This is a genomic window from Paenibacillus plantiphilus (assembly GCF_927798095.1).
GTDB classification, from domain to species: Bacteria; Bacillota; Bacilli; order Paenibacillales; family Paenibacillaceae; genus Paenibacillus_Z; species Paenibacillus_Z plantiphilus.
In genome coordinates this window covers 47,351-74,118 of the sequence record NZ_CAKMMF010000005.1, presented here as the reverse complement: position 1 = coordinate 74,118, position 26,768 = coordinate 47,351, and the positions used below count along the sequence as shown (strand labels likewise).

The following is a 26,768-nucleotide window of genomic DNA, read 5'->3' as shown; positions in this document are numbered from 1 at the left end:
CTGAACATTCGTTTACACTTGAAACCTTTTCTTACTATTTACGTCAATAGTATGACATTTAATTAGGAGGTATTCAATGAAACGATTAGCTAAGATAGGTCTAATTAGTTTAGGATGCGCTTTAATATTTAGTGCTGGGGCTTATGCTGCCACTGCCATGACTACTCCCAAAATCTTTGTAAACAACAATCAAGTAAAAACCAGTACACAGCCCAAAATTATCGACGGCAATGTCTATGTTCCCATTCGAGCGATCTCTGATGGATTTGGAACACCGATTAGCTGGGACAACAAAACCAAGACGGTTTATGTCAATTCTGATCCAAACTTTAAACAAGAGCGAGGTTGGGTTTCATATGTTTCGAGCAGGAACCCTATTTATAGGTTTATCATGGCTTATGATGAAAGAGATTATGACGCCATCAAGAACCTGGTCTCCGACAACTTTACAACCGATATTTATTCAGAGTTTCCAGTTGGCACTTTAGATATGGCAAGCATTGTCGACTTCAGAGCAGTTGAATCCACAGACGATAAATTTACGGTACAAATTGTACAGCGGGTAACTGCGGAAGACGATTATAAGATAAAAGTGGAGAAATGGGGATTTACATATAGTCCAGACGGCAAGATCGGTTCTGTTAAAGTTGTCCCCAATTCAACGCAGTATTTGGATCGTTACACCGTATTTCCTGGCGCGTCTTTTGGTGAGTAAATCATTCGTACCGACTTATCGCACCTAGCTTGGCAAGACGCACTACACAATAGAAGGCAGTCGCTATAGCAAATGCTGCAACAACTGCCTTCTACCTCCGAACAGATGATGAATGAATGTAGCGTTGAACTATCTCTTTTCTCGAATTTCTTTAATAATATGCTCGGCAATTTCAGCGACTGGCATGGAACCGATATCCCCTCTTCCCCTATGTCTAATGGCCACTGAACCAGAGCTTTTCTCCTTCTCACCGATTACGAACATGTAGGGGACTTTCTCCAACTGCGCCTCGCGAATTTTATATCCCAGCTTCTCGCTTCGGATATCCACCTCAACGCGGATACCCGCTTCCGCAAGCTCTTGCTTCACTTGAAGCGCATAATCGTTAAAGCTGTCCGAGACCGGCAGCAGCTTCGCTTGAACAGGAGCAAGCCACAGTGGGAATGCCCCACTGTAATGCTCGGTCAGAATACCTATGAACCGGTCGATTGAGCCGTATATTGCCCGGTGTATGACAACCGGCCGATGCTTGTGATTGTCCTCGCCGATGTACGTAAGGTCGAATTTCTCCGGCATTTGATAGTCAAGTTGAATCGTCCCGCACTGCCAGCTGCGCTTAAGGGCATCCAGAATATGAAAGTCGATCTTGGGCCCGTAAAAAGCACCGTCGCCCTCATTAATTTGATAATCCATGCCTCGCTTATCCAATGCGTTCTGCAAAGCTTGCTCCGCCTGGTTCCAGATCTCCTCAGTTCCCAGGAAATCCTCGGGTCGAGTCGACAGCTCAATCTTATATTCAAAGCCGAACACCTGATAGATATGATCAATGAGCGCAATCGTCCGATTGATTTCCTCTTCAATCTGATCCTGACGAAGGAAAATATGCGCATCATCCTGACAGAATGTGCGTACCCGCATCATTCCGTTTAGAGCCCCGGAGAATTCATGGCGATGCACTTGGCCGAATTCCGATATCCGAATCGGCAGCTCCGGTAGGAGTGAAGCGTATTCTTGAAAATAAGCATATGTCCCGGACAGTTCATTGGCTTGAGTGCAAATTTCGTTTCATCTACCTGCGTAAAGTACATATTATCCTTGTAATGCTCCCAATGCCCCGACTGCTCCCACATCCGATTATTCATCATGAAAGGGGTGCGCACCTCTTCGTAATCGCGTTTGTTCTGCACTTCGCGCAAGAAGTCCTCAAGCTCGGTCCGGATCGTCATTCCCTTCGGAAGATAGAACGGCATTCCTGGTGCCTCTTCGGAGAACATGAACAGTCCAAGCTCTCTTCCCAGCTTGCGATGATCACGCTTCCTGGCTTCCTCCAGGACATGCAAATACTCGGTCAATTGGGCTTCTTTCGGGAATGACGTACCATAAATTCGCTGGAGCACCTTATTGTTGGAGTCGCCGCGCCAGTATGCACCCGCCACGCTTAACAGCTTGAATGCCTTGATTCGGCCAGTTGACGGGAGATGCGGTCCCCGGCAGAGATCCACGAATTCACCTTGTTCATACAGAGTGATCACGGCATCTTCCGGGAGATCCCGGATCAGCTCCAGCTTAAGTGGATCTTCAAGCTCTTCAAACACCCGCTTCGCATCCTGATGGCTAACGACACGTCGAATGATCGGCAGATTCTCTTGCACGATCCTTTCCATCTCTCTTTCAATAGCAGCCAGGTCATCGGAGGACAGCGGCTGCTCTATATCAATATCGTAATAAAATCCTTCCTGAATGACAGGTCCAATACCCAGCTTCACGGCTGTCTGTCCATAAATTCTCTTGATCGCTTGAGCCATCAAATGGGCTGTGCTATGACGATAAACCTCCAGACCGTCTTGGCTATCAAGTGTAATAATTTCAATCCGGCTATCCTCATCGATTGATCTATTCAGATCAACAGGTGTGCCATTGATTTTACCCGCTACCGCACTCTTCTTTAGGCTTGGGCTGATAATTCCCGCCACCTGTTCAATCGTCGTCCCTTGCACGACCTCTCGAATTTTTCCATCTGGCAATGTTACTTTGATGACCATGTTGAGCCTCCTCAGGGTTGAATTGAACGCAAAAAAACGCACATCTCCTCGAAGGGACGAGTGCGTTCAGCTCGTGGTTCCACCCTAATTCAACCCGCCGCTTATCATGAATCAGCTATATGCCGAAACATGCTGGGCAAGGTCCTTAATCAGTATCCGGTAACGGGGATAAGGCGGCATCGTCTACTTTCATCATGAGCATGAATGGCTCACAGGTTCAACGACACGGCTACAAAGGGGTAATTTCGCTTCCGATAGCTTGAGAGGCTTTCAGCTTGAACCTCTCTCTCTGTACAGCTCGCAAAGGAAATCATGTCTTTGATTATCGCCTGATTAGTATTCCTTGTAAACATTATAGATACATGAATGAAGTTGGTCAACTATGTGCCTAATCTTGGTACAGATCAAATAATGCCGCCAGCTCTTTATCCATCTCTAATTTCCCGTTCAACCATTGATCGTTCTCGTTACCCGCTCTTCGCTTTCCTAATTGACGCCGATATGAAAGTCTTTGGGTCGTTTAAGCCATTACTTTTCACCTTGCTTTGTATATAACGCTCTTCCCCATGCGCCTAAGAAAAGCAAGTCATTATTGGTCCGAGGGTCGCCATTGCTGTATACACGAAATGATTGTGGCCCTTCATCTCCAAGTGCAAATCTTCCATCATCGCATTGAACAAAGCCAATTTTCATACCTGGTTCCAATGAGGTGCTTGCTTCCTTTAGGCTATAATTCGTACCCAGCCAATTCAGAACCTCCGGTGGTTCCTTACATGAAGTAGAGTTCCCAATAGCAGGTATTTCTGGCTCCGAAGTTGTCCCGCTGCACCCGCTCAGAATCAATATTCCAATTACAGCAGCTATACGAATGCATTTAAATTTAGACATCCCCTGCTCCCTCCACTACGTCGCGATGGACAATGAAATCAATTTCGCGCAGCATATAATCAGCAAATTCCGACAGAAGCTGACTATCAAATCCACTCTTATCTGCAATCCCTGTGTACTCATCTAAACATTTTCTGATTACGTCTTCGTATTGATTCGGAAGTGAGCGGAGTCCCCATTCTCCCCCCTCTTTTTTGGAGGATATTATTCCTTCTCTCAAAAAGAACAGCACTCTGCACAAGTTCAACGCCACATAAATCGTATGATCAACAATATCTTGAGAAGCACCCTCTATATCATGCAGAATGGACGCCAAGTAGTATTGTCTTGCAATAGGCTTGTATTGCTCATTGAGGGGTCGGCCATATAAGGGCATCCCCCTGTAATAGGCAACAACCAGTTGTGACGCTAAGTCGTTGTCATCATATCCTCCGCAAACATAGTTCTCATCTGATCGATACCTTTCCTTATGAAAATCTGAATAATGAAGCTCACATGGAGTAGGATAAACGAACGGTTCCAGATGCGTCTCCATGATCACGCTGAACTCAAGCCCTCTTTCATTGGGCAGTTCATCATTTATCTTTAAAATCCTTTGTGCGATTGTTTTCTTATTGTCCGCCGTCAATTTCTCTTTGACCACAACGATGAGGTCGATATCACTTCTCTGAGGATTAAAACATCCCATTGCCAATGAGCCATGCAAGTAAATGCCTACTAAATTCCCACTCAGCTCTTCTCTAAAGAGTGAGACGATATTGTCTAGATACAGCCCCGTATTCACATATATCCCGCTGTTTGCCAAATCCATTGGCGCTCCCTCGTTAGCTTTTTTTACGCGCATCTGTTCGGATTATGAATACATATTCCTTTATTTCGTTCTTCCACGTACCTGTTAATCGGAAACCGCGTATTGTTGCACCCGGCTCATCATCCTTCATGTTAGAGCTATACATAGTCGACATATTCCCCCGAAGGATAAAGGACCCGATTCCATGATCGAATTTAATATTGATAGGCCTCACGGCTTGCCTCTGCCCCCCATATTTGATAGTTCCGTCTTCAAGCAAGACGTTATCCGTTAATTGATATGAATCAGGGGGCTCGCCGCTAAAGGCGATTTGTATGCTTTCACCAAGCTCGACATATGGAATGGAGCCCTTAGAATCATTCATAATCATTTGGTAAAGCTCCGTATTCTCGTAATCAATAATCTCGATAGACCTTGAATTTGATTTTACAGCCTCATTTGTTTCGCTTCCCCCTGCTGTAACCGTTATTCCAGATCCAGCTGTGTCTGCAACCTTATGGGGCTGCTCGATTATCGAAGCATTACTGCTCTCGTTATTACATGATGACAGAACGAATGCGATTACTATGCACAGGATAATTAAGCTTATTCTATTCACTATTATTCCTCCTACTCTCTCACATTCGAATCCTATGTCTCGGACATGGCATTAGCAAATTTGTGTATGCCGAAATCAGTGATAGATGAGCTAAGAATAGCGTTTCTCAGCGGATACAAGTTTGGAGTGAATCTTACTTCAATGTTGAGACTTATCAGTCTGTCCACCAGATTATTGAGCGGTTCAACCTCCTCTGGCACTATGGTTTGAGTGGAAATATAATATCCGGCAGTCCGATCAAACAGTTGAAAAGAATCGGCAGGCATTCTATATCTATAAGTGGTTGTGTTCATCATTCGCTCGTACCAATCCGTTTCGACCGTGATGATAATATCCGAATTAGTCAGACCAAAAAATTTGCTGTTATCTTCCTCAGTCATATCATTCGTTCTCGTATAAACAATTCTCGGACACTCTCTGGGAAAGTAAAAGGTAAATTCATGCCTGTCATCAATCGCCCAGACGACAGGCGGCATATCCCTGCGATTCTCTTTCACTCTGGGCACAAAAACTTTTATGGCGCTTTCCTCGCTAAAATGAAACAGCTGCTTCATTAAAATGGGCCCCTTTGTTAAATGACTTTGACGTGAACCATCCATGATAGATCAGATATTCAATGATATCAAAATTTTATATATAAAAGAAGAATATTACTTAATTACAAGGCGATTCCCTTGCCTTTGTGCTGTATCGGGTATGCCGATCAGAATCCTGCAGCCCCTCGGGCTGTAATACCTGGATGCAAGATAGTATAATTAGTTGGAAGAAAGTACAATGTTGTGTACTTGAGGGGTAGTGTTTACTGGTCCAAATAATAGCCCCCAAGCTCTCCGGCTAGCTCCATAAGGCGGAAATATCACGTTATAGCTCGGAAAAATGGACCAAGGCGCGCTGAAACACTGAAAAACCTTCTTACAGATGCCAAGGCATCGCAGAATGCCCTTTGGCTAGCTCCATAAGGCGGAAATATCACGTTATAGCTCGAAAAAATGGACCAAGGCGCGCTGAAACACTGAAAAACCTTCTTACAGATGCCAAGGCATCGCAGAATGCCCTTTGGCTAGCTCCATTTAGGCGGAAATCTCGCGTTACAGCTCGGAAAAGTGGGCCGAGGCGCGCTGGAACGCTCGTTACAGCTTCGGATGGAGGCCTAATTGAAATATGCTGTATGTAACAAGGCCACCGTTGTAGCCGGAGGCAGAATAATTGAGAAGGGAATGTTTCTTTGCGCATATGAAAACATTAATTTTGGCGGAAAAGCCATCAGTAGCAAGAGAAATCGCGCGTGTAATGGGAAGCCACAATAAGAACAAAAGCTATATTGAAGGGCCGAAGTATGTCGTAACCTGGGCGTTGGGCCATCTCGTGGGACTGGCTGAGCCTGAGGATTACGATGTGAAGCTTGGAACGTGGGCGCTTGAGGATCTCCCGATTCTGCCTGGCCAAATGAAGCTCAAAGTATTGCGCGAGAGCAGCCACCAGTTTAAAGCGGTGCAAGCCCTCATGCAGCGGCAAGATATTAGCGAGCTGATTGTAGCAACCGATGCGGCTCGGGAGGGCGAGCTGCTGGCACGATGGATTATCGATAGGGCAAAGTGGAAAAAGCCTTTTCGGCGGCTATGGATTTCCTCGCAGACCGACAAAGCGATCAAGGAGGGCTTCGCTTCGCTGAAGCCGGGCAGCCAATTTGACCGATTGTTCCAATCCGCCCGCTGCCGCGCCGAAGCAGACTGGATGATCGGACTCAATGTAACACGCGCCCTAACCTGTAAATTCGGGGCCCCGTTATCGGCTGGACGCGTCCAAACGCCGACCCTTGGCATGATTATGCAGCGGGAGAACGACATTCTCTCATTCCGATCCGACCATTACAGTGTTCTCCGCATCGATATGGGGAAATTCGAGGCAGTATGGAAAGGAACGAACGGGGATTCGAGAATATTTGACGAGGCGAAAGTGAAAGAGCTGCAGGAAAAGCTCGCAGGACGCACCGGCAAAATCGCCAGCCTTAAGAAAAGCGAGAAAACCGTGCCGCATCCCCTCGCTTACGATCTGACCGAGCTGCAGCGGGATGCTAACCGCCTGCTCGGATTTTCGGCGAAGCAAACCTCCAATGTGCTGCAGCGGCTCTATGAGCAGCATAAGCTGGTCACCTATCCGCGAACAGATTCCCGCTATCTGACCTCGGATATGAAGGATACGCTGAAGGAACGGCTGGCGAGTATAGCGGTAGGCCCCTATGCACCGCTGGCAAGACCTTTGCTGCGAGGCACGCTCCCGCTTAGCAAACGCATCATCGACGATAGCAAAGTAACCGATCATCATGCGATCATTCCGACAGAGCAGGCCGTTCATCTGAACCTGCTAAGCACGGAAGAGCGCAAATTATATGATCTCATTGCAAGACGGTTCATCAGCTTGTTCTATGCTCCAGCCCGGTTCGATCAGGTTGCTGTGACTGTGAGCATGGCTGGCGAAACCTTGTTCGCTAAAGGCATGACGATCAAAGACAGCGGCTGGCGTGCAGTCTATGACATGCGCTCCCTGGAGGACGACGAGAATGAAGAGGAGTCCGAGGAGAGCACAGCAGTTCTGCCTGAGCTGCGTGAAGGCGAATCGCTAACCGTGAAGCAGTGTCGCATTCAGAGCGGACGGACATTGCCTCCAAAACGGTACAATGAAGCGGCTCTGCTGACACAAATGGAGAAGCATGGGCTTGGAACGCCAGCGACACGGGCGGACATCATCGAGAAGCTTGTCAGCTCGGATACGATTGAGCGGCAAGGAAACCAGCTTCACCCAACGGGCAAGGGCAAGCAATTGATTGAGCTTGCTCCTACGGACTTGCGGTCGCCAGAGCTGACCGCCAGCTGGGAAGCCGAGCTGGAACGAATCGCCCGCGGACAAGGCAAGCCCGAGCCCTTCCTACAAGGGATTCGTGATATGGCACAGGGGCTTGTGTCCGGCATCAAGAAGAGTGACGCTTCTTATAAACCGCATAACGTTTCCAGCAGCCATTGCCCAGACTGCGGCACACGGCTGCTGGAGAAGAAATCTAAACGCGGACTCGTGCTTGTCTGTCCGAGCGAGGATTGCGGCTACCGCCGTTCCGACGAGAAGCGACTGTCCAATCGCCGCTGCGCCCAATGCCATAAGAAGATGGAGATGAAGGAAGGCAAGGCCGGCATGTATGTGCAGTGCTTGTCATGCGGCATTACGGAAATGGTGAATAAGGATAGCAAACATATCAATAAGCGCGAGCAGCAAAAGCTTGTCCAGCAATACGGCAAAAGTCAGGAGTCCGCTGGCTCCAACCTTGGCGAATTGCTCAAGGCCGCTATGGAGAAGAAGAACAGCAAGGGATAGCCCTCACGCCTGAACAAATAAGAACACGCCCCCTTCAGCCAACAACTGAGGCGGGGCGCGTTCTTATGTCTGCTGCTGAAGGGTATTCGTTCCCAAATGTAGAAATTATACGCAACACATAGTTATATGTTAAGAGAATCATACCCATCAGTCAGATGAAGAAAGGGAGTTCCCAATCTATGAAATTGATGCGAGGACAGAAAGCAGATGTGAGCAAGAATCGAGGTCTGGGCCGAGTAAGCTTATATCTGGGGTGGGAGACTACAGCTGCAAATATGGAAATTGACGGCGCCGCATTTCTGCTCACAGGCAAAGGGATATGCGAACGCGATGAGGATTTTGTATTCTATGGCAATCCTGCCAGCCCTACTCAAGCAGTCGTACATGCCAAGCTAGAGGGAGCAGATAAGGAACGAATAGATGTCTCGCTGCGGGAGCTGCCTGCGGAGATTATGAGAATCGCTGTTACGTTGACGATTCATGAAGGGGAGAAGGCGGGACAATACTTCAAAGATGTCTCGAACATTTATATTCGTCTCGTCGACCCGAATACCAACGAACAACTGCTCCATTATGAATTTGGGGAAGATCTGCAGCAGGAGGCCGCCATTGTTGTCGGTGAGCTCTATCTGCATAACGGAGAATGGAAATTCAGCGCGATCGGCAGCGGCTTCAACGGTGGATTGGCAGCGCTGTGCAACCACTATGGATTGGAGGTTGAGGCTGAAGAGGATGCTATAATTGAACCGGTGAAGCCCTCGCCGGCAGAACAACCACAACCGCCTGTAGCAGCTCCTTTTACATTAAGCAAGCTGGATCTGAAGAAGAAGGAAAGCGTCTCGATTGCGAAACCGAACAAGATAACCGCCAAGCTGCGTTGGGACAACAACGCCAAGGATCTTGATCTCTATTGCTTCTATGTAACGAATGACGGTGTGAACGACAAAATCTACTATAAACAGCTTGGCGATGCCAACAAAGCTCCCTATATCGTCCTTGATGGGGATTCTCGTTCAGCAGGAACAGAGACCATCACGATTCATTCGACTGCTAATCTGAAATATGTACTCTTTTGCGCGTATAGTGCATTATCCAATGGGTTCGGCAGCTTCAATGCAATGAAAGCCCGAGCGGAGGTGGACAACCATAGTGGGCAAACGATCGTGGTCCCGCTGCTGGAGAAAAATAAGTTCTCCTATTGGGTAGCCATCGCCCATATTGATTTCACCGATAATCAACAGATGAAGATCAGTCACGTCGAGACTTATTCGAAAGCATTCAGGGAGAATTCCCCCAAGCTTAACGATGACGGCACGTTTCTGATGGATAAGGGACCAGTCGAGTTCAAGCGTTAATATGGCATTGTCTTGCCGCCAACCCAAATTGCGGCTGCAAGCGTCGGAACAACACCCAGGTCCCAGAGGGCTGCAGCAGGCCACATGCTCCTAACCTGTCGCAGTCCTCAAATCCGTATTCGACACTCTCTCAATCTGAATACCCTTATTCTTCCGAGTCCCTTACGGCTCCAAACTCAATTTTACGTGACAGCTTCTTCGAACGCAAAGCGTGTTCGTCTATCATATTAGGCACTCTCGTCTTAGTCAGTACAAGTCCACGGATGCAATCTCTCAGGGGGACCAACAGTTCTATGTCCAAAGACGCCAGCCCCTCGGGTGAAAATACAATGTTTACGTTATATTGCTTACTGAATACACCTTTAATCGCAGCTTGCTCCTCGACAGTAATGCTTTCTAACCATTGGTTAATTTGAAACTCTTCAAATCGCATATCGTCCCCTCCTTATACACTCATCATACTCTAGCCGCAATCGTCTATCCAGTCCAGAAGTTTTGTCCTTTCTTCTGTTTCTATTGAAAAGTTATCCAGTCATTGATAAACTGAACTGTAGCTTACTTGGAGGTGTTTCTTTTGGGTATTCATTTCAAGCGGATATGGTAATGAGAGAATGGACCACGCAGCTCAGCCATTTTTTTTAAAAAGAGATGGTAAGGGTTTATTTGTGTTTTCATTGTCACATTATCTAAATTCGAAGGGATGGGTCTTTGTATGACAACTCATTGGAAAAAAGCGTTCGCGATTCTGTTTACCGGGCAGATCTTCTCCATATTAACGAGCTCCATGGTTCAATTCTCTATTATTTGGCATTTAACTGAAACAACACAGTCGGCAATTGTGCTGACTATAGCCGGACTTGTCGGCTTTTTGCCGCAAGCGATTCTAGGTCCATTTATCGGCGTTTGGCTGGATCGATGGAACCGCAAGACAACGATGATCGCAGCTGATAGCGCGATTGCATTCTTCAGTCTCGTTCTAGGTATATACTTTTATCTGGGCGATCCCAGCCTGGGCTTTGTTTATCTCATATTAATGGTGCGTTCTGTCGCCGCCGCTTTCCACGCCCCGGCATTCCAGGCATCCATTCCACTCCTGGCTCCCGAAGATCAATTGACGCGGGTAGCCGGCTGGCACCAGATGGTCTTCTCGTTCTCCACCGTGATCGGTCCGGCGCTTGGTATTGCTGTCTATTCAGCAACTTCCCTTGGCGTCGTGTTGTTCTTGGACGTAGCAGGCGCATTAATCGCCAACCTCATGCTTCTATTCGTCCGCATCAACCAGCCGAAGCCGGATGCGCAGCAATCACCCAGCTTCATAAGCGAATTTATGCTGGGCTGGCGGGCTTTCATTAAAGTTAGAGCAATCGTCATCATTACGCTGGCTACGGCGATATTCAGCTTGGCGTTTATGCCGCTTGCGACACTGTTTCCTTTTATGACGCTATCGCATTTTGGACGTGGAGGATATAGCGCAAGCCTTGTCGAGGCTGTGTTCAGTGTCGGTATGATACTTGGCGGATTATTGTTGGCCGTCGCAGCTTCGAAGTGGAAGGATATTACGTATATTTGTTGGAGCCTGATTGTCATAGGCTTAACCTGCTTGGCTTGCGGAGTAATCAGCAGTGAGGCTTTCTACATCTTTGTCGTTCTGTCGTTCGTAATGGGAGCGGCCGCTCCTTTCTTCAACGGGCCGTATATGGCTATGATTCAGAGAGCGTACGAGCCTGCAATGCTTGGTCGCGTAATTTCACTTGTTACCAGCGTGATGCTGATCGCCTCACCGTTCGGATTGCTGCTGGCTGGTCCCATCGTGGAGAAGTATGGCGTTCAATCGTGGTTTTTCTGGTCAGGGGTTGTAACCGTATTGACAGGAGGCTATCTGCTAACCCAATTCAAGCGATTGCAAGTAAACGAAACCGCTGAATAGTGTTTTTGCAGTGTAGTAATATGGTATCCTATGGCTTTCAAAGACTGTCGGCATCTTGCCGGCAGTCTTTGCTGTATATGAGCCTTTCATTGCTGCTATTTCAACCCATGCAATAAGCTTCCGCACCGCGCGCAGCTCGATATCAATTAATCGTTCAGAGAGATTCTCATAAGGATCCCGGCAATTAATTCCCCTTGCTTTCCAGTAATCTTTGTTAGATCATACGGCTTGAAACCTAGCTTTGAATAAAACAGCAGCCCTCTTGTATTTGTACTATGACAACATAGATGCAATGTCTTCACTACCAACTCATTGCGTGCAATAGCTATCATGTTATTTATTAAAGCCTCCGCTAAGCCTGTTCCCCTATAACCGGGTGATAAAATTACATTTCCGAGCCAACACCGTTCGGCCTCTTCGTAATTGTATAGGTTTGAATACCCTGTGACTTGACCACTGTGATTGAGGATCACTGTTGGTTTTAATCTGCTATTCGAGTTTCCTTCAATCTGATCCACTGTCAATGGGTAGACAGCTGTAGGAAACATATAAAATAATTCCTCTGCATTTTGAGGAAACGAACAAATGAATGAGTAATCTTCAGCCAGTACAGGACGACACTGATACATTTCACACCTCCATTTTTACGAGAGAACATTAATGAAACCGGGGGGCTCGTTCAACGTACTACTTTTCTGTAAGACGCATACCGCAAACGTATGGATAACCAAACTCCAAAGGGGAGTAGCTGTCACAATAAAGTCGTCAATACGAGAACTCACATTCTCCGGCTTTATTGACATTGCCGTGATACGGCGCTGTTAGCGAGACCTTTGCCCATACTTGGCGAAGGTTTCTTTACTTTTGTGGAGAGAATAAGCGTAGGCTCATCATTTCGGTCAGAGGGGGAAGTGGAATGGGATTTGAATTATTGATGGAGTATGGTTGGGTACTGCTTGTATTGATCGCGCTTGAGGGATTGCTGGCAGCTGACAATGCGCTTGTATTGGCGATTATGGTGAAGCACTTGCCTGAGGAACAACGAAAGAAGGCTCTGTTCTATGGTCTGGCAGGCGCGTTCGTGTTCCGCTTCGCTTCGTTGTTCGCGATTTCGTTTCTGGTGGATGTTTGGCAGGTTCAGGCACTTGGGGCGCTATATCTGCTATTTATTGCGTTGAACCACATTTTCCGAAAACTCATCGTAAAGAAAGGCGAAGATTCTGCGAATCAGAATGCAGGGAAAGAGAAGAAAAAAAGCGGGTTTTGGCTGACGGTTCTCAAGGTCGAAATCGCGGATATCGCTTTCGCTATTGATTCCATTCTGGCAGCTGTCGCGCTTGCTGTAGCACTGCCGACAACGAACTTGCCGAAGATCGGCGGAATGGACGGCGGGCACTTTATCGTTATTTTCCTGGGCGGCTTTATCGGCCTTCTGATCATGCGATTCGCCGCGAATATGTTCGTGAAGCTGCTGGAGAGCAGACCAGCGCTGGAAGTCGCTGCTTTCTTCATCGTTGGCTGGGTCGGCGTCAAGCTCGCTGTCCATACACTGGCACACCCGTCGCTGCACGTCATCCCGCACGAATTTGCAGAATCGACAGCATGGAAGCTGACCTTCTATGTGGTGCTTCTTCTTATCGCCGCTACCGGATGGTTCCTGTCCGGGCGCAAGAACAAAGAAAATGAGAAGGTCAACGCCGCATAATCGGTATTCCATCCTGCATCCAGCGAAGAAGTTCGCCTCGCAAATGCGAATTTCTTCTGGATATAATCACGCAAAAATATAACTGCCGCCGATTTTGGCGGCTTTTTGTATTTCTCATATATTTCTTTGGTCACTTGCACTTTATTTGCCCTGACAGTACAGTAATTACTTTCCATGTTCCGTCAACATACCTTCGTATTCTAACTGCCGTGGCTGTAGTAGCCACGTGTTTATCAGAGCACCGGGATTCGAGAAGCTCTTCTTCACAGCCCATTCTTCGTAATCTGGTAAGCCAGCTTCGGAAGCAGACGGGAGAGCGCGTATAAGTATTTGGTTTTGCCCACATGCAGAACATATTTATCCTTGGCCACCCCCGCCACCAGCTCATCGGCGAAGCGCTCCGGACTTATCTTGCCCTTGCCTCTGCCCTCGGTCATGGCTGTATCGACGAGCGGAGCAAGCACGTCGAACACTCGGACCGGGGTCGGCTCCAATTGATAGCGAAGCGACCGTGAGAATGCGGACAAAGCCGCCTTCGAAGCGCAATAGATTGGCGCTCCTGCTTTCGGAGCGATAGCGAGCCCGGATGACATATTAATAATTCCGGCTTCCGGTTGTTTCAGCAAACTCGGTATCATAAGCGCGATGAGCCGCACCGCGGCGACGAAGTTCGTCTCCATTTCCTCGTGGATGGCTTCAAGCGACGGCGGGTTGCTATCGAATCGGCTTTGAAACTGTATCCCTGCATTATTGATCAGCAGCGTCAGCTTCGGATATCGCTCAGCAACTTCAGACGCAAGCGATAAGCGTTGCTCCTCCTTGCTAATATCGCAAGGGATGGCGATCAGCTCCTTCACCTCAGCGCATGCTGCCTCCAGCTTCCGGGGATCGCGCCCTGCGATAATAACCTGATTGTTCAACCGAGCAAGCTTCTTCGCAACCGCCAGACCTATTCCTGAAGCGCCCCCCGTAATAAGCACCGTTTGTCCTGTTATATTCAAACCTAATCCTCCCCCTTCGTATGACTCCATCATAGCTTGGGGGAGCGGACAGCTCATTAACCTATGTTAATGTTTCTTCCAGTCGGCTGAGCGAGACTGGACTGATGCCCCAATAGAAGGCGATCTGGTACTGCGGAATGCGCTGGTCGAGTCCTGGATACTCCTCTCGAAAAGCTTGCTGTCGTTCATCCGCAATCAAGAATAGGAGCTGCCGTTCCCTTTCTTCTTTCTTGAAATTCTATTGGGTGTGGTATAATCCCACTGGATAGGCTAACCTTGGGTGTGCATATGAACAAGCTCGCCCGTATTCATTCTATGATTTTTCGAATAGAACGGGCTCCACGTTTGCTATATTGCGAATTGTATGTGATTTATCGTATACAATTCGCAATATAGCTTCTTGAAGGCCAAATGTATGTGATTTATCGTATACAATTGCGAATTTAGCTCCTTGAAGACCAAATGTATGTGATTATTCATATACAATGGGTCACACTGGCCTGCTTGTCGGTGCCAAACCTTTATTCAGAAGTGGTCAAGGTACTAGTCGACGTCAAACCTCAAAATGTTCTATTTTCTCACAATCCAGTCCCTTCCAAGCCTATTATACATCATTCAAGTTTGCATTCCCCCCGGGAGTGAATACGATGAGATCCCACTGTCCCCCATGCTTCCGCTGGCCACAGCGGTTGCAAGCCGTAGACGTCGTAAGCCATCGTTCCTTCCCGGGAAAAGGATTTCAACTATTGGAATGGGATGAAGCGAGTGGATTCTTATCTTAAGGGCGGATCGGCTGGAAGCAGGCTGCAACGCTATTGTTTGCAGCCTGCCGACGTTTATCTGCAACTTAAAACTTCCAAAACAATAAATAATCTCCCCTACACGCTCGGCCAGCCATACTTCTTGCTAATTTCTCGAATAACTTCCCCTACCAATGCCTCATTCTGATGCTTTCCCGGTTCAGAATTTGTCATAACAACGATACCGCTGTTTAGTTCTGGGTACGCAACCATCATACACTGAGAGCCTACTCCCCAACCTTGGGAAACGAAATGTGGCTCCTTACCTTCCTTCGGAAGGAAAACCCCGAGGCCAACTCCCTTCGCACACCCGTGCCCAGTCAGCATCATTCGAGCTAAATCTGGTCGCAAGAACGATGCTGTATCACCATTCCAGGCCTTGGTCACTTCCATAGACAATAATGCAAACTCAGTAGCGGTCGTCCATAAACCGGCACCGGATAAATTAGGATAATGCGCTCGCTTCCCCTCAACAGGACGGCCGTGTTTGTCATGTCCTGTCACCGCTCCATCTCTTGCCTTGTCTATATCCAAACTCGCCCCGCTTCCGGCATCGCCGCCCCAGAAGAATGTCCGCGATAAGCCAAGTGGCGCAATTACGGCCCTCTCCATCACTTGGGCAAAGGACTCTCCTGTTACATCTTCGATGATTTGCTCTACAATTGTATAACCAGCATCGGAGTAAGAAAATTGGCTATCCGGCATGTACTTCACTTGTGCAGGTTCTGGATAATATCTGGTATTTCCTTCGAGTATATTTGCGGGTGTGGGGAACGGGTCCCCTTTATAATAAACGTCAAAACTTCCCTCCGGGTCTACAAATCCCCCCTGATGAGCCAGCAAACTGCGCAGTGTGACCTTCCTTTGATCTGTGAACGCGTTCTCCGGAAGCCGCCATGAAACCAAATACCGGCTTATATCTTCCTCTAAGTCCAGCAAACCCTCTTGGACTAGACGCATCACCCCGATAGCGGTGACCATCTTGCTCATAGAGCATGCATGGAAGGGGCTCTCCGCTGTAATTTTATGTAGTGTGCCTGCCTCTGCAACTCCCTGGACCCCTGACCACTCAATTATGCCCTCCCGAAAGACAGTCATTCCGATTCCCGGAACGCGGTAATGATTCATACTAGCTTGGAAATCCGGCAATCCCCTTTCTTCCAGGTCCATGTCATCCATTCCTTTCCGTTGTATGGACAGGGGGGGATACCCGCTCCTATTCCACATCGTTCTGTTCTGCCAAAGGAACGCAATTCCGTTCTACGCTTAAGCTTTCGACTTTATCGGAATATAGATATCCATTTCCAACAATTCGTTGCGATCACGCCAGCTTCGCTCGTCATAATATTCAAATTCAGCAGCAGCCGCATGCTCATATCCGGAGTGAGGGAACCATTCGCTGAATATAGCTGTCCAAGTGCTCTGGATCGATTCGACGAAACGATCTGGACTGACCTTCGGTGTCGTAAAAACGGCATAGGTCTGCTCCGGGTATTGACGAGAAATCGCACCTTCCGGCACTTCCGCGCCCTCTCTGGCTTCCACTCCAATAATGTAGCTGAATTCGCCCGCATCCATATCGAAATCATCGCAAATGCCAAGCTCCACATTCGAAACGGCCTGTTCATACAATGGCTTGCCCATGTTCTCTTGCATGTAGCGCTGCCAGAACGCTGGAATGTCCTGATTGTTCTCGCCATCCGCATTTCTGGTGCGGATCGAGTAGCCGATCACATCGAAGCCTGGTTTTGTAATGATGCCATAATTCATCTGAATTCCTCCTAAATAGGGATTGATATTCCGTTGAAGCACGTTCACCTTGGCGTAAGCAGGGGGATGAATCCCCCTCCTCCGATACTCGCCCGGTGTCATTCCGTACATTTTGCGAAAAGCGCGAATGAAGGTTTCCGGTGTGCCAAAGCCGCAATTCAGAGCGATAACAAGCAGCTTCTCATTGGTCGTGGCCACGCGGAATGCTGCTTGAACCAGTCTGCGTTTGCGAACGTATTCCATGACGGGCAATCCCACTATAGATTGAAAAACCCGATGAAAGTGAAAGTCCGAGAAATTCGACAGCTGCGCCAAATCGGATACCTTCAAATCCTCTCCCAATCTGACCTCGATCTCATCTATCACCCGTTGCATCACGCTTTCGTAACTTGGCATCCAGGCTAGCTCCCTCCTGTTATATTGTAAACCGATGCGAACTATTGTTCTTGATCTTTCTTGCTCTCTATGTGGAGTCAGACACAGCCCTTTGTCGCGCAGGCATTCATCTAAATTTCGTTCGCTTAGATTTCAGTCGCGTCATTCGGAAGAGCCCGCACTCTCTCCAAATAAGCCAGCACGTTGTTATAATCGCGGACAGAGTATTCATAGTTAAGCTTTGCCGCAAGCGGCTGCCCTACTACTTGGGCAAGTCGAATCATCTCAAACAGGGAATCCCATATTTCCGGAAAATCCGGACCGCTGTAAGTGCGCTCGAATGCGTGCCATAACGGCTCAGGAAGATAGTTTTTAAGCCATTTTGAGGCCGTTCCCAGATTAACGCTCCAGTTATGCTCTGCTCCAACATGCCAGGATAACAGCTTTATTAAATGATCCCGCACTATAATCTCCAACATAAACTTCGCATAGGTCAGCTCGTCTCTCCACAAGCCTTTGGCCGCATTCGTTGAGCACCACAAGAGATTATTCATGTTCTTATGGAACTCATCGGCCGAAGGTTTAATGATCAAATAGGACGCATCGGAGGGAGGAGCGAACGCTTTCAGCACATTGTTCTTGTCCAACAACACTTTAGACAGGCTATCTTCAATGTGTTCATTGACGGTCTCCGCTCGGCGGAATGATAGATCGATTCTTACCCCGTCCGCAAACAGCATAAGAAAAATATATTCCTCCCCGCCATTCGCCTCTATATCGTTTTGCTGCATCATAATCAGTTCGCCAAATGTTCCAATCCAATCCTGATGATCCACATAATATCTAGGCTCAGTGACGACAAATATGAGATCGTAGTCGCAAAAAATATCCTTGGCCGCTTTCGGGTTTACTCGCGACCCATTCAGAATAACAGCACTTACCCTCTCATCGGCGTGAGCAAATAATAAGAGTTGATTGATAACCTCGGATTCTGTTCTCATAGCTTCCTCCAGTGTTTACGATATCTATCCCAATCGAATTCCATGCTAAGCGCTCTGCCTTGGCTTCGGCCCTTGCAGCGGCTGTGGCCTTGATTGCAAGTCAGGTTGCAGAACAACCCAAATAGGGCTGTGAAAGCCTGCCATCGGCAACCTTTCACAGCCCCAACCCGCGTCCGGCGCACGCTCTGGGCTCTTACTCTGTTCCTGCCGCTACCGTGCTCCCCTTAACCGCGAAAGCACGCGTGTACGACGGAGCTGACGGGGCTGACGGGGCTGACGGGACTGACGGGACTGACGGGACTGACGGGACAATATGCTAGTCGTTATTCGAAGATCAGATACCAGAAAATCGCAATTTCTTCCTTATGCTTAGGAAAGCCCTGATACAAGTGAAGATCAAGTCCGCCTATTACAAAGCCGCAGCTTTCGTAAAATTGGCACGCACCCACATTATTGGTTTGCGTCTCCAGCATGATTCCGAGCATACCACCGTTTCTCGCCCATCGCTTGGCTTGTTCGATCAGTTTGCGGCCTATTCCATACCCTCTATATTTCTTGTCGACTGCTATGAGTTCAGCATAAGCAAATTTGTTCCAGTTCCGTTTCAGTACGATATAGCCTACTACTTGACGCTCGATGCAGGCCAAGTAAACGATTTGATCCGGGCTATCGATGTATGCGGAATAGTCTTTGTCCGCTTCTTCTAGAGACTGCTCTTCCGAACGGCCCTCCGTATAGCTTTTCGTATAGCTAGAAACTTCTTCTTTCACCGTAAATCCGATATGTCGACCCCTCAGGGACAGGACAAGCGTAGAATCGACAGTGAAACTAGCATCTATAATATTCCAGTTGACTTCATCTCCAGCCACAAGCTCCTGAATCACAATTTCCATATTCATCCTCCTAAATGCTGACATAATTTTAACAGGCGGAGTGTATGGCGTGAGACGGCGGGCCGCGAACTTAACGGAACACAGTTTTCATTGTTATCGCAACCCCCAGTAAGTACAATTTAGAATTATTTTACCATAATTTCCATTGGGATTGCGAAATCGCGGGGGGTCAATCGCACAAAATTCGTGCGCTAGCTAAATGCCGTTCAATTTGTCCGCGGTGATGTGTATCGTGTAATACGAACATTTCGTATACAAAGCTAGAAAGCGTATGAGAGCTTTGAGAAGCAAATGCATTTGCAAACTCAGCATGCGGAACTGCGCGAAGCAAGGACACAAGCTCATAACGATGCCTCTTTGCCTCTTCCAGCAGTCTCTGTGGCGAAAGGAATTACCCCTTATCCGTTGTAGTGATGTGAGCTCATTCCTTTATTCACCATATCAATGAAATAATCCCTGTGATCCGGGTGACAAGCAATGAGATACGGCTCCGAATTCATACCCGTGAAGGTATTCCCTTCGAAATCGATCACAATACCTCCAGCCTCTTTGACCATCAAAATGCCAGAGTATAGATCTGCGCCTTCAGAATTGTATAATATAATCCCGTCTAAATCTCCCTTGGCCAGCATGCACCATTGCAGAGTCGGCGCCCACAATCTCATCATTCTCTTACAATTAATATCAATGTATTGCCTTAAATGCACTGCTCGTTGATCTTGCTGAACTTTATGGCCTTGAATCCAGCCAATGGTGGCTTTTTTCAGATCGTTTTTTTTGTTAACAAACAGCCTCTTCTGATTGCAATATGCGCCCTCGTTGAGCGTTGATACGAACAAGCGGTCGACTACAGGCTCGTAAACAACACCGAGAACAGGTTCATTTTGATACAATAAAGTAATGGAGCAAGTAAATAAGGGTAAGCCAATTGCATAATTATTGGTCCCATCTAATGGGTCTACTAGCCATAGCCAATCACTTTCATTATTGTTATGGCCAGATTCTTCCGTATCAATTTGATGCTCAGGGAATATGCTTTGAATCTTATTCACAATGAGTTTATCTGTTAACAAGTCTACCTCTGTGACAATATCGCCGTAATCTCCCTTCTCTTCAAAGTTGTCCAGCTTATCAAACCACCCTTTAGCTAGTCTGCCAGCTTCAAGTGCGGCGGATATCGCTATTTCTTTTGCAATCTTTATAACATTGGGTTTAGTATCACAAATCATTGAATCATCGCTCCCCATTCTCACGTTGTAAAAGCACCGCGCGCGGCACGCGGTGCTCGGTCACACATCGGCGGTCAAACCTCGTGCGCGCTGCGTCTTCCGCCTGCGCTTAGCAGCACCGAGTGGCTGCCATTCCCTCGGACCTAATCGTTCCTGTCATCGATCTTGCTTTTAATTATGAGCGGCTTTTTTGCATCTATAATGATAGATACCATGCCAACTCCTTCGGTAGAATTCCTTGTATCGAATCGAAAGGACCTTCCTATTCTCCCGTCCGCTTCATTCCAGTATGTATAATGAAAATCTCCTTGTTCATCACAATATTCTAACAAAGAGACTTCAAACCCTGCGGCTTCAAATACTTGTACGAAGGTTTTTGCGTCATACACTATTTTATGAGATGCCGCCGGATGATCCGCAGGCCCAGGGCCACCGACCTGAACCATCTGTTGGTACCACTCGTTTCGGAAGTTTTGATCTGGAACCGCACAACGAATATACCCACCGGGCTTTAAAAATGCATAACAATGCTTCGCAGCAATAATCCCTTCCTCATACGTTAAGTGCTCCCATACGTGTTCTGCCAACAGCGCATCAACACTATCCGGTTCAAACAATTTGTTCCAGCTTTCTATAGACAGCAAATTCAGCTCATCCTCTTGTGTACTGAGCCAACCATCATAGCTTGTCCGTCCTGCACCAATGATTGCTTTCATAAAACACCTCCATTTAACAGCGTAGGTCAGACAGATGTAATTGCAGTAATTGTTTTAGGATGAATACTAGTTTTATATTTCCAATTATTACTTATTTTATAGTGTGAGTCAACGTTACCATTTAAATTCAGCGAACTTATGCGGGAGGTCTCTTTTTTGACATATGAAAAAAAAGGAATACTAGCCCCCACGGGCCAGCACTCCCTCTATACGTTTCAGATTTTAGAGAACCGAAATATCTGTTAGAAGATAAGTGTTCGTTTTATTGTCTATATCGAACTCTAAAAGGATATTAAAACTATAAATGAAACCAGGCACCATTACTTTGTAGGCTAGAGTAGCAGAGTTCTCGCTTTTATTTTGGAAACTACTGCTAATTTCTACATCACTAAGTGGTGTGACTTTTAATAGCGCCGCATACTTCTCCATAGTGGCACTATCATTGTTCTTGATATCTGCGGCGATTGCTTTGGCCAAATAGTCCTTCGCACTTTGTTTGTAGCCCATATTATTGTTACCTATATCATCAATCATATATTTATCAACCAAAGCATTGAGCTCAGAGCTTGATCCAGAGAGAAGGGCACTTCCGTAAGCTTGGATAAAAGCCAGCCCTACGGGCTTATATTTCTCACCTGAAGTACCGAGATCAAAATTGGCAGGCAATGTGAGCACCTCGCTTGGAAGGCTGCTTTGCTGAGGTGTTGTAGTTGTTGTAGGTGTTTTTGTTGTTGCAGGTGTTGGTGCATCGTTATAAGGTTCTCCGGCATTGGCACTACCCGTGGTTGTAATTGCAACTGTTTTACTGTTTCCATTATATTGGACTTCCGCATTCAATACTTCACCGACCGCCTTGGCGGGAAGATAGGTAGAACCATTGTAGACTAGAGGCGAGAGTTTCTTTCCGTTCGCATCTTTAGGAGTCCAGGAAGCTCCATTCACAGTGAACTTAATCGTACTATTCAGGTAGGCTTGTACTACAGCAACCCCATTTGAAGAATAGACGCCAACAGCCCCGCATAATAATCCGGTAGCCAAAATGGTAGAGACAAATGCTTTTTTCGAAATATTCATAAAACCCAATTCCCCCTAATTATTAAATGATAATGTTCTATGCATCTCGATTATTAATATTCCATTTTTTCCTTTCTGCAAAATTCATTATATATGATCGCCATCTTAAATGTAATTCTTTATATATTTTATATTATATACTTCTTAACCCAAAGTTTCGTAAATATACAACTTCGGGAACTTGCTTTATCCATGAAGCAAATGGCAAACAATGTATGCCATCTAGGAACTGAAAAAGCCGCTGCCCCTCATTCCATATCAATGATCAAGCCATTCTTCTACCTCAGCAATAGTCTCCGCATAGCGTATTATTGCATGTATCGTCCCCGTTACTTGGGAAGTCCCCATTCTTTGTTCTTCTTCATCCGTACATTCGATCCATAAAGAACGTTTTAGACTATACTCAAGCCAGTCCAACTTCCCCAAGAACCCGCTTGCTAATGTCATTGCCCAATTAGCTTGCAGTGTTCCTTGCGACTTTTTGTAGCCAGCTATAAAAGCTGAAAATTTATCTCTATCAATTTGCCCCCGCTCATTTTCAGACCAATACATCGCTGTTTCAATTAAGTCTTGCTTAGGATTTCTATATCCCGCTGATTCCCAATCTATAAGGATCGGAGTATCTCCATTCCACATCACATTTTTAGGATCTAGATCCCCGTGACTAATAACGACTTCAGAGGATAGCAGATTTGTCGATGCAATCGCCGTTTTGTTCCAGGCATGAAGATTCTCGATCTGTTCAAACAATAGGTTGGCCCATTCCGCGTTGCTTTCCCGCCCCTTTTCCAAGTAGAAGCTCCAGTTTGTTGACTGTCTGTCATTTGACCCGTTATTCACTATAACGAGCTCTGAAAAATCGGCTTTATGTATATCTGAAAGAATACCGCCTATTATTCCGCAGTGGACCGTATTTATTTCATCTAATTTCAGAACTCTACCTTCTATCCAATCAAATATAAGATAGAATTGATCGTCTACTTCTTGAATAGAAGTCCCCTTGAACATTTTGGCTGGGAGTGCAGACACATAGCCCGCAGCTACATTGGCAATCCGTTCTGAGGCAATAAAGTTATTCATGGCTGTGGGTCTGCGCATGATTTCGGGGTTTAATGCTTTGACTACGTATCTCCCCAAAGTGGTTTGTATAGCATACATTCGGTGCATAAACCCGCCTGTCACAGCTACAGGCACATCTACTATCTCTCCGAGCATGAAGTCGTTGCATAGCTTTTCAAGCTGTATTATATTACTCAATTTTTGCAGCCCCTTTTGATGTTTAGGAATACTGATCAAGCATCGTCAAAGTACACGTCCTCGAAGGATATGCCAACACCCATGTGCAACGACCACCCTTGGCTATGCTTGGGAGGACTTAGGGCGCGTGGATAAATCATATGTGGCAATATTAGTAAAATAGTGTATACTATGAAAAAATCTATCTATGAAGTGATACTATGCCTACTAAAACGGTACTATTTGACTTTGATGGCACGCTAGCAGATACATTGCCTCTCTCGTTTAAAGCGTCGAGAAACCGAAGCCTCACCCGGAGGGAATCTTGAAAGCATTAACCATCTTGGAAACCGATAAGAAAGATGCTGTTTTTCTCGGTGACAGCAACGCCGATATTAAAGCTGGCAAAGCAGCTGGAATTAGAACTTACGGTGTTCAATGGCTATCGACATATCAAAGTTCAACTTTTGAAACCCCACCCGATATCATTTTTTCAAACATTCAGCAATTTATTGACCTCCTCCGGAATGAGCAATAGGTATCTTTACTTCATACATCCGCTCTCTCATCAACGTATAACCCTATCCAGCCATGGATGATAGTTATTCCATCATAAGATCAACGATAAGGTTTGGAATCTGGGCTAAATCATCGCATACAGCGTCAACAGAGGGGTGGTTAGAGAGTTCCTTGCTCTTTAGAATTGTGAACATGCCTAATTCCTTAGAAGGAATTATATCCGCCTCCAGGCTATCGCCAACGAAAACTGTGCATTCCACCTGTGCGTTTAAATTACTTAATGCCAGTTGAAAAATAGCACGGTCAGGTTTTCTTAAATTCACTGCGCCTGAAATTACAATATCATCGAAATATTCAGTAATTCCCAACGCTTCGATTTTATTCCTCTGATAAAACGCCCTGCCATTGGTTACCATACCTAGTTTATACCCTTTCGCTTTTAACCATTCTAGTGTTTCCTGCAATCCAGGAAATCCAACACTATAGAGATGGAAATTATGATTCAAATCATCGAGCAATCCCGCATACAATTCTCTTTCAATGCCAAGAGAGTTCACCAGCTTTTCGTATACTTCCTCTTTGGGCATTACAATGTTGTTCAACTCTTTAAATTTATTTATGAAAATGTCCCTGTCTGAGATGAACCTATGCAAGGAAAAATGCTGATATTGATAAATTGAAAAGCTTACCAATGACTGGTCTTTATCAAGTAATGTTTGGTCTAAGTCAAAAATAACGGTATTAATCCTCCACACAAGAATACCTCCTGTTTCTTTCACCAAAGAAATAATACCATATTATGTAACAGATGTCTTTGCCGTATCGCTTTAATCTTCACTCCTAGTCGAATGATGGAAACGCTATATATCTCTTTCTATTGGAGCTTTATAAATAATAGGTGATTCAATACATTAAACGACAAAAATATCCATAAAGTAGGTCTTTCATACTATGTACGCTGTATAAATCCTCTGATACAATGACTTCGTGCAGCGCAGCAACAAATAAAAAAGGCGGTGATCTAGAAAAATTTTATAGTTTATTAAAAATAATTTACAAAAAATGGAGGAGTTTTAATGAAGAAGAGATTATTTGCACTTGCCATGTGTCTAGTATTTATGTTTGCGGTTATCCCTGTTGCGTCTGCAACGATCCCGGCGATCGGACTGAACGATTCTAAGATCGTTACACAACCAGATGGAGTCGTTTCCTATGAGTTTACAGCACCGGAAAGCAAAGTGTATATCTTCAAATTGTCCAAACTGCTCCCTCTTTCAATGACAACATCGCTTAAGCTGTATGATGATCAGAATCAATTAATTGTTTCTAGTGTAGCCTATGGCGGATCCCACGCTTCCTACAATATGACGGCAGGAGAAGTCGTGCGTATAGATGCTAGTGTTCCTACGAGCTCTTTCAGTACGATGAAGGCCGGTTTAGTTGTATTAAGCTCGGATGTTACACTGTCTAATCTGGGAACTAAATATGTTGAGATCGGCGCAATCGGTACATTCACGGCCCCTAGCTCCCAGCAATATACGTTTACAACTGGCGGTGCTGTTTATGGTTCTATTGCTCGCGACACCGTTATTAAAGCTTATGATGCTAGCGGCAATCTGATTGGCGAGAATGATAATTATGAAGCTGGCAGCCAATATTCCCAAGTGGTGCTAAACCTCACGGCAGGTCAAGTTGTTAAAATTAAAATTCTTCCTAAAAATCCGGCTGACTTCAACTACCAAGTTCTCATCTCGTCATTTGGCGAGAATTAGCATTTTCTAAGTTCAGGTCATTGAGAAAGCCGAAAGATGCCCCGATAAATTCTGGGCATGGCAAGCTCTAATCGCATCCCCTCAAGGTAGACAGTGAAAAAAGAGTCGATGATATTATGAACTCAGTTCATGATATCATCGACTCTACACTGTTGACCGGAGGGGGTTTTATTATGCTATGCCAATTCACCGGCAGACCTGGCGCCTTGACTGCGCAGCCAATGAACCATATCAGCAGCAAGACTGCGTTGCGCTGCGTCCAGCGGGGTCAATCCATCCCAAACCGAAATCCAATTCAATTCAGCGCCCCGATTGAGAAGATACTCTGCAGCGCGCTGTTGTCCACCGTGACAAGCGCACCAGAAGGCGACGGTAATCTTGTCGGGTGGTGAAGAGCGACTTGCTCCCCAAGGGTATCGCTCTGAAAGTGCGGAACCGGTGAAGCAGGCCTCAATTGCAGCCATTTGTCCTAGCGCAGCCGCATGCCAGAGTGCCATTTGCGCTCCACGTTCAACCAGTCTATGCGCTGCCCTCCACTGTCCGAACGCCACTGCATCATCTAGTGGTGTGCCACCTGCGATCACTGCGCCTGGCGCTTCGATGTCGGCGCCAGCATCAAGAAGCGCGTCAAGCACTTCAATGTCATCACAGCTCGAAGCCCAATGAAGCGGTGTCTCCGTGTGCGGTCCAGTGAACCGGGCGTTCACCTCCGCGCCGAACTCGACCAACATGCCTACGGTAGCCGAGCCGTTTGGGAAATGACCCGGCCAGTCGGTCACCACATGCAGCAGTGTTCGAGATGTCCTGCAACCTTCTCCTTCGTTGCTATCGTCTCTTCCGATAATTCTTGCCGTTGCCAACCATGGACTCTCGACAAGAAGCCGTCTCAACGATGGGATATCGCCAGCCTGGATCGCTGTGACAACCGATACTGCCAGCGTGTCATCTTCGTACATAAATTCCATGCCCAAGCCT

Annotated in this window: 24 protein-coding genes and 2 pseudogenes; 7 read left to right on the top strand and 19 right to left on the bottom strand. The window is 46.5% G+C overall.

Going from position 1 to position 26,768, the window contains the following annotated elements:
* The first annotated feature begins 76 nt into the window (after positions 1 to 76).
* Positions 77 to 715, top strand: a complete 639-nt coding sequence (locus L6H65_RS05605; protein ID WP_236339517.1) for a stalk domain-containing protein — start codon at positions 77 to 79, stop codon at positions 713 to 715.
* A gap of 129 nt (positions 716 to 844) precedes the next feature.
* Here L6H65_RS05605 and thrS read toward each other — a convergent pair.
* The 5 genes and pseudogenes from thrS to L6H65_RS05580 form a co-directional block, all read right to left on the bottom strand.
* Positions 845 to 2,757 (bottom strand): annotated as a pseudogene (thrS, locus tag L6H65_RS05600) (threonine--tRNA ligase).
* A 528-nt stretch (positions 2,758 to 3,285) separates the two neighbouring features.
* Positions 3,286 to 3,645, bottom strand: a complete 360-nt coding sequence (locus tag L6H65_RS05595) for a hypothetical protein (protein WP_236339516.1) — start codon at positions 3,643 to 3,645, stop codon at positions 3,286 to 3,288.
* Positions 3,638 to 4,456: an aminoglycoside adenylyltransferase domain-containing protein gene (locus tag L6H65_RS05590; protein ID WP_236339515.1), complete on the bottom strand. Its 819-nt coding sequence runs from the start codon at positions 4,454 to 4,456 to the stop codon at positions 3,638 to 3,640. Before L6H65_RS05590 ends, L6H65_RS05595 begins: the two co-directional genes overlap by 8 nt.
* Positions 4,457 to 4,469: 13 nt before the next feature.
* A complete protein-coding gene (locus L6H65_RS05585; protein ID WP_236339514.1) occupies positions 4,470 to 5,054 on the bottom strand; it encodes a hypothetical protein in 585 nt (194 codons plus the stop codon).
* A gap of 32 nt (positions 5,055 to 5,086) precedes the next feature.
* Positions 5,087 to 5,608 carry a DUF6886 family protein gene (locus L6H65_RS05580; protein WP_236339513.1) on the bottom strand — a complete coding sequence of 174 codons (522 nt, stop codon included), beginning with the start codon at positions 5,606 to 5,608 and terminating at the stop codon, positions 5,087 to 5,089.
* A 679-nt stretch (positions 5,609 to 6,287) separates the two neighbouring features.
* Between L6H65_RS05580 and L6H65_RS05575 the strand changes: the two genes are divergently transcribed.
* Positions 6,288 to 8,420, top strand: a complete 2,133-nt coding sequence (locus tag L6H65_RS05575) for a DNA topoisomerase III (protein ID WP_236339512.1) — start codon at positions 6,288 to 6,290, stop codon at positions 8,418 to 8,420.
* A 179-nt stretch (positions 8,421 to 8,599) separates the two neighbouring features.
* Positions 8,600 to 9,775, top strand: coding sequence for a TerD family protein (locus tag L6H65_RS05570; protein ID WP_236339511.1), 1,176 nt, complete (start codon positions 8,600 to 8,602; stop codon positions 9,773 to 9,775).
* Positions 9,776 to 9,920: 145 nt separating this feature from the next.
* Here L6H65_RS05570 and L6H65_RS05565 read toward each other — a convergent pair whose 3' ends face one another.
* Positions 9,921 to 10,208, bottom strand: coding sequence for a hypothetical protein (locus L6H65_RS05565; protein ID WP_236339510.1), 288 nt, complete (start codon positions 10,206 to 10,208; stop codon positions 9,921 to 9,923).
* Between the two features lie 279 nt (positions 10,209 to 10,487).
* Here L6H65_RS05565 and L6H65_RS05560 point away from each other — a divergent pair, with 279 nt between their 5' ends.
* A complete protein-coding gene (locus L6H65_RS05560) occupies positions 10,488 to 11,702 on the top strand; it encodes an MFS transporter (RefSeq protein ID WP_236339509.1) in 1,215 nt (404 codons plus the stop codon).
* Between the two features lie 146 nt (positions 11,703 to 11,848).
* Here L6H65_RS05560 and L6H65_RS26755 read toward each other — a convergent pair whose 3' ends face one another.
* Entirely contained in the window at positions 11,849 to 12,250 is a 402-nt protein-coding gene (locus tag L6H65_RS26755) for a GNAT family N-acetyltransferase (protein WP_371877668.1), read from the bottom strand.
* Between the two features lie 368 nt (positions 12,251 to 12,618).
* Here L6H65_RS26755 and L6H65_RS05555 point away from each other — a divergent pair, with 368 nt between their 5' ends.
* Positions 12,619 to 13,407: a TerC family protein gene (locus L6H65_RS05555; protein WP_236339508.1), complete on the top strand. Its 789-nt coding sequence runs from the start codon at positions 12,619 to 12,621 to the stop codon at positions 13,405 to 13,407.
* A 263-nt stretch (positions 13,408 to 13,670) separates the two neighbouring features.
* On the opposite strand, the gene L6H65_RS05550 is transcribed toward L6H65_RS05555, so the two are convergent.
* The 10 genes and pseudogenes from L6H65_RS05550 to L6H65_RS05505 form a co-directional block, all read right to left on the bottom strand.
* Entirely contained in the window at positions 13,671 to 14,408 is a 738-nt protein-coding gene (locus L6H65_RS05550; protein ID WP_236339507.1) for an SDR family oxidoreductase, read from the bottom strand.
* Positions 14,409 to 14,469: 61 nt separating this feature from the next.
* Positions 14,470 to 14,640, bottom strand: a pseudogene (locus tag L6H65_RS05545) (Crp/Fnr family transcriptional regulator); the annotation flags it as partial.
* Positions 14,641 to 15,286: 646 nt separating this feature from the next.
* On the bottom strand, positions 15,287 to 16,378 hold the full coding sequence (locus L6H65_RS05540) for a serine hydrolase domain-containing protein (protein ID WP_236339506.1): 1,092 nt from the start codon (positions 16,376 to 16,378) through the stop codon (positions 15,287 to 15,289).
* Between the two features lie 96 nt (positions 16,379 to 16,474).
* On the bottom strand, positions 16,475 to 17,374 hold the full coding sequence (locus L6H65_RS05535) for an AraC family transcriptional regulator (RefSeq protein WP_236339505.1): 900 nt from the start codon (positions 17,372 to 17,374) through the stop codon (positions 16,475 to 16,477).
* A 125-nt stretch (positions 17,375 to 17,499) separates the two neighbouring features.
* Positions 17,500 to 18,354: an aminoglycoside 6-adenylyltransferase gene (locus L6H65_RS05530; RefSeq protein WP_236339504.1), complete on the bottom strand. Its 855-nt coding sequence runs from the start codon at positions 18,352 to 18,354 to the stop codon at positions 17,500 to 17,502.
* A 323-nt stretch (positions 18,355 to 18,677) separates the two neighbouring features.
* Entirely contained in the window at positions 18,678 to 19,247 is a 570-nt protein-coding gene (locus tag L6H65_RS05525; protein ID WP_236339503.1) for a GNAT family N-acetyltransferase, read from the bottom strand.
* 398 nt (positions 19,248 to 19,645) lie between these two features.
* A complete protein-coding gene (locus tag L6H65_RS05520) occupies positions 19,646 to 20,476 on the bottom strand; it encodes an inositol monophosphatase family protein (protein ID WP_236339502.1) in 831 nt (276 codons plus the stop codon).
* A 143-nt stretch (positions 20,477 to 20,619) separates the two neighbouring features.
* Positions 20,620 to 21,192, bottom strand: a complete 573-nt coding sequence (locus L6H65_RS05515; RefSeq protein ID WP_236339501.1) for a class I SAM-dependent methyltransferase — start codon at positions 21,190 to 21,192, stop codon at positions 20,620 to 20,622.
* Positions 21,193 to 21,414: 222 nt separating this feature from the next.
* On the bottom strand, positions 21,415 to 22,266 hold the full coding sequence (locus L6H65_RS05510) for a stalk domain-containing protein (RefSeq protein ID WP_236339500.1): 852 nt from the start codon (positions 22,264 to 22,266) through the stop codon (positions 21,415 to 21,417).
* Positions 22,267 to 22,524: 258 nt separating this feature from the next.
* Positions 22,525 to 23,523 carry a phosphotransferase gene (locus L6H65_RS05505; protein ID WP_236339499.1) on the bottom strand — a complete coding sequence of 333 codons (999 nt, stop codon included), beginning with the start codon at positions 23,521 to 23,523 and terminating at the stop codon, positions 22,525 to 22,527.
* A 304-nt stretch (positions 23,524 to 23,827) separates the two neighbouring features.
* On the opposite strand from L6H65_RS05505, the gene L6H65_RS05500 reads away from it, so the two are divergent.
* Positions 23,828 to 24,040, top strand: a complete 213-nt coding sequence (locus tag L6H65_RS05500) for an HAD family hydrolase (protein WP_236339498.1) — start codon at positions 23,828 to 23,830, stop codon at positions 24,038 to 24,040.
* Positions 24,041 to 24,104: 64 nt separating this feature from the next.
* Here L6H65_RS05500 and L6H65_RS05495 read toward each other — a convergent pair whose 3' ends face one another.
* Complete coding sequence (locus L6H65_RS05495; protein ID WP_236339497.1) at positions 24,105 to 24,776, bottom strand: HAD family hydrolase; 672 nt, start codon at positions 24,774 to 24,776, stop codon at positions 24,105 to 24,107.
* A gap of 321 nt (positions 24,777 to 25,097) precedes the next feature.
* Between L6H65_RS05495 and L6H65_RS05490 the strand changes: the two genes are divergently transcribed.
* The gene (locus tag L6H65_RS05490; RefSeq protein ID WP_236339496.1) at positions 25,098 to 25,793 is read left to right on the top strand and encodes a hypothetical protein; all 696 of its coding nucleotides are present in this window, start codon (positions 25,098 to 25,100) and stop codon (positions 25,791 to 25,793) included.
* Positions 25,794 to 25,969: 176 nt separating this feature from the next.
* Here the strand turns inward: L6H65_RS05490 and L6H65_RS05485 are convergent, their stop codons facing one another.
* Positions 25,970 to 26,758, bottom strand: coding sequence for an ankyrin repeat domain-containing protein (locus L6H65_RS05485; RefSeq protein ID WP_236339495.1), 789 nt, complete (start codon positions 26,756 to 26,758; stop codon positions 25,970 to 25,972).
* Between the last annotated feature and the right edge of the window lie 10 nt (positions 26,759 to 26,768).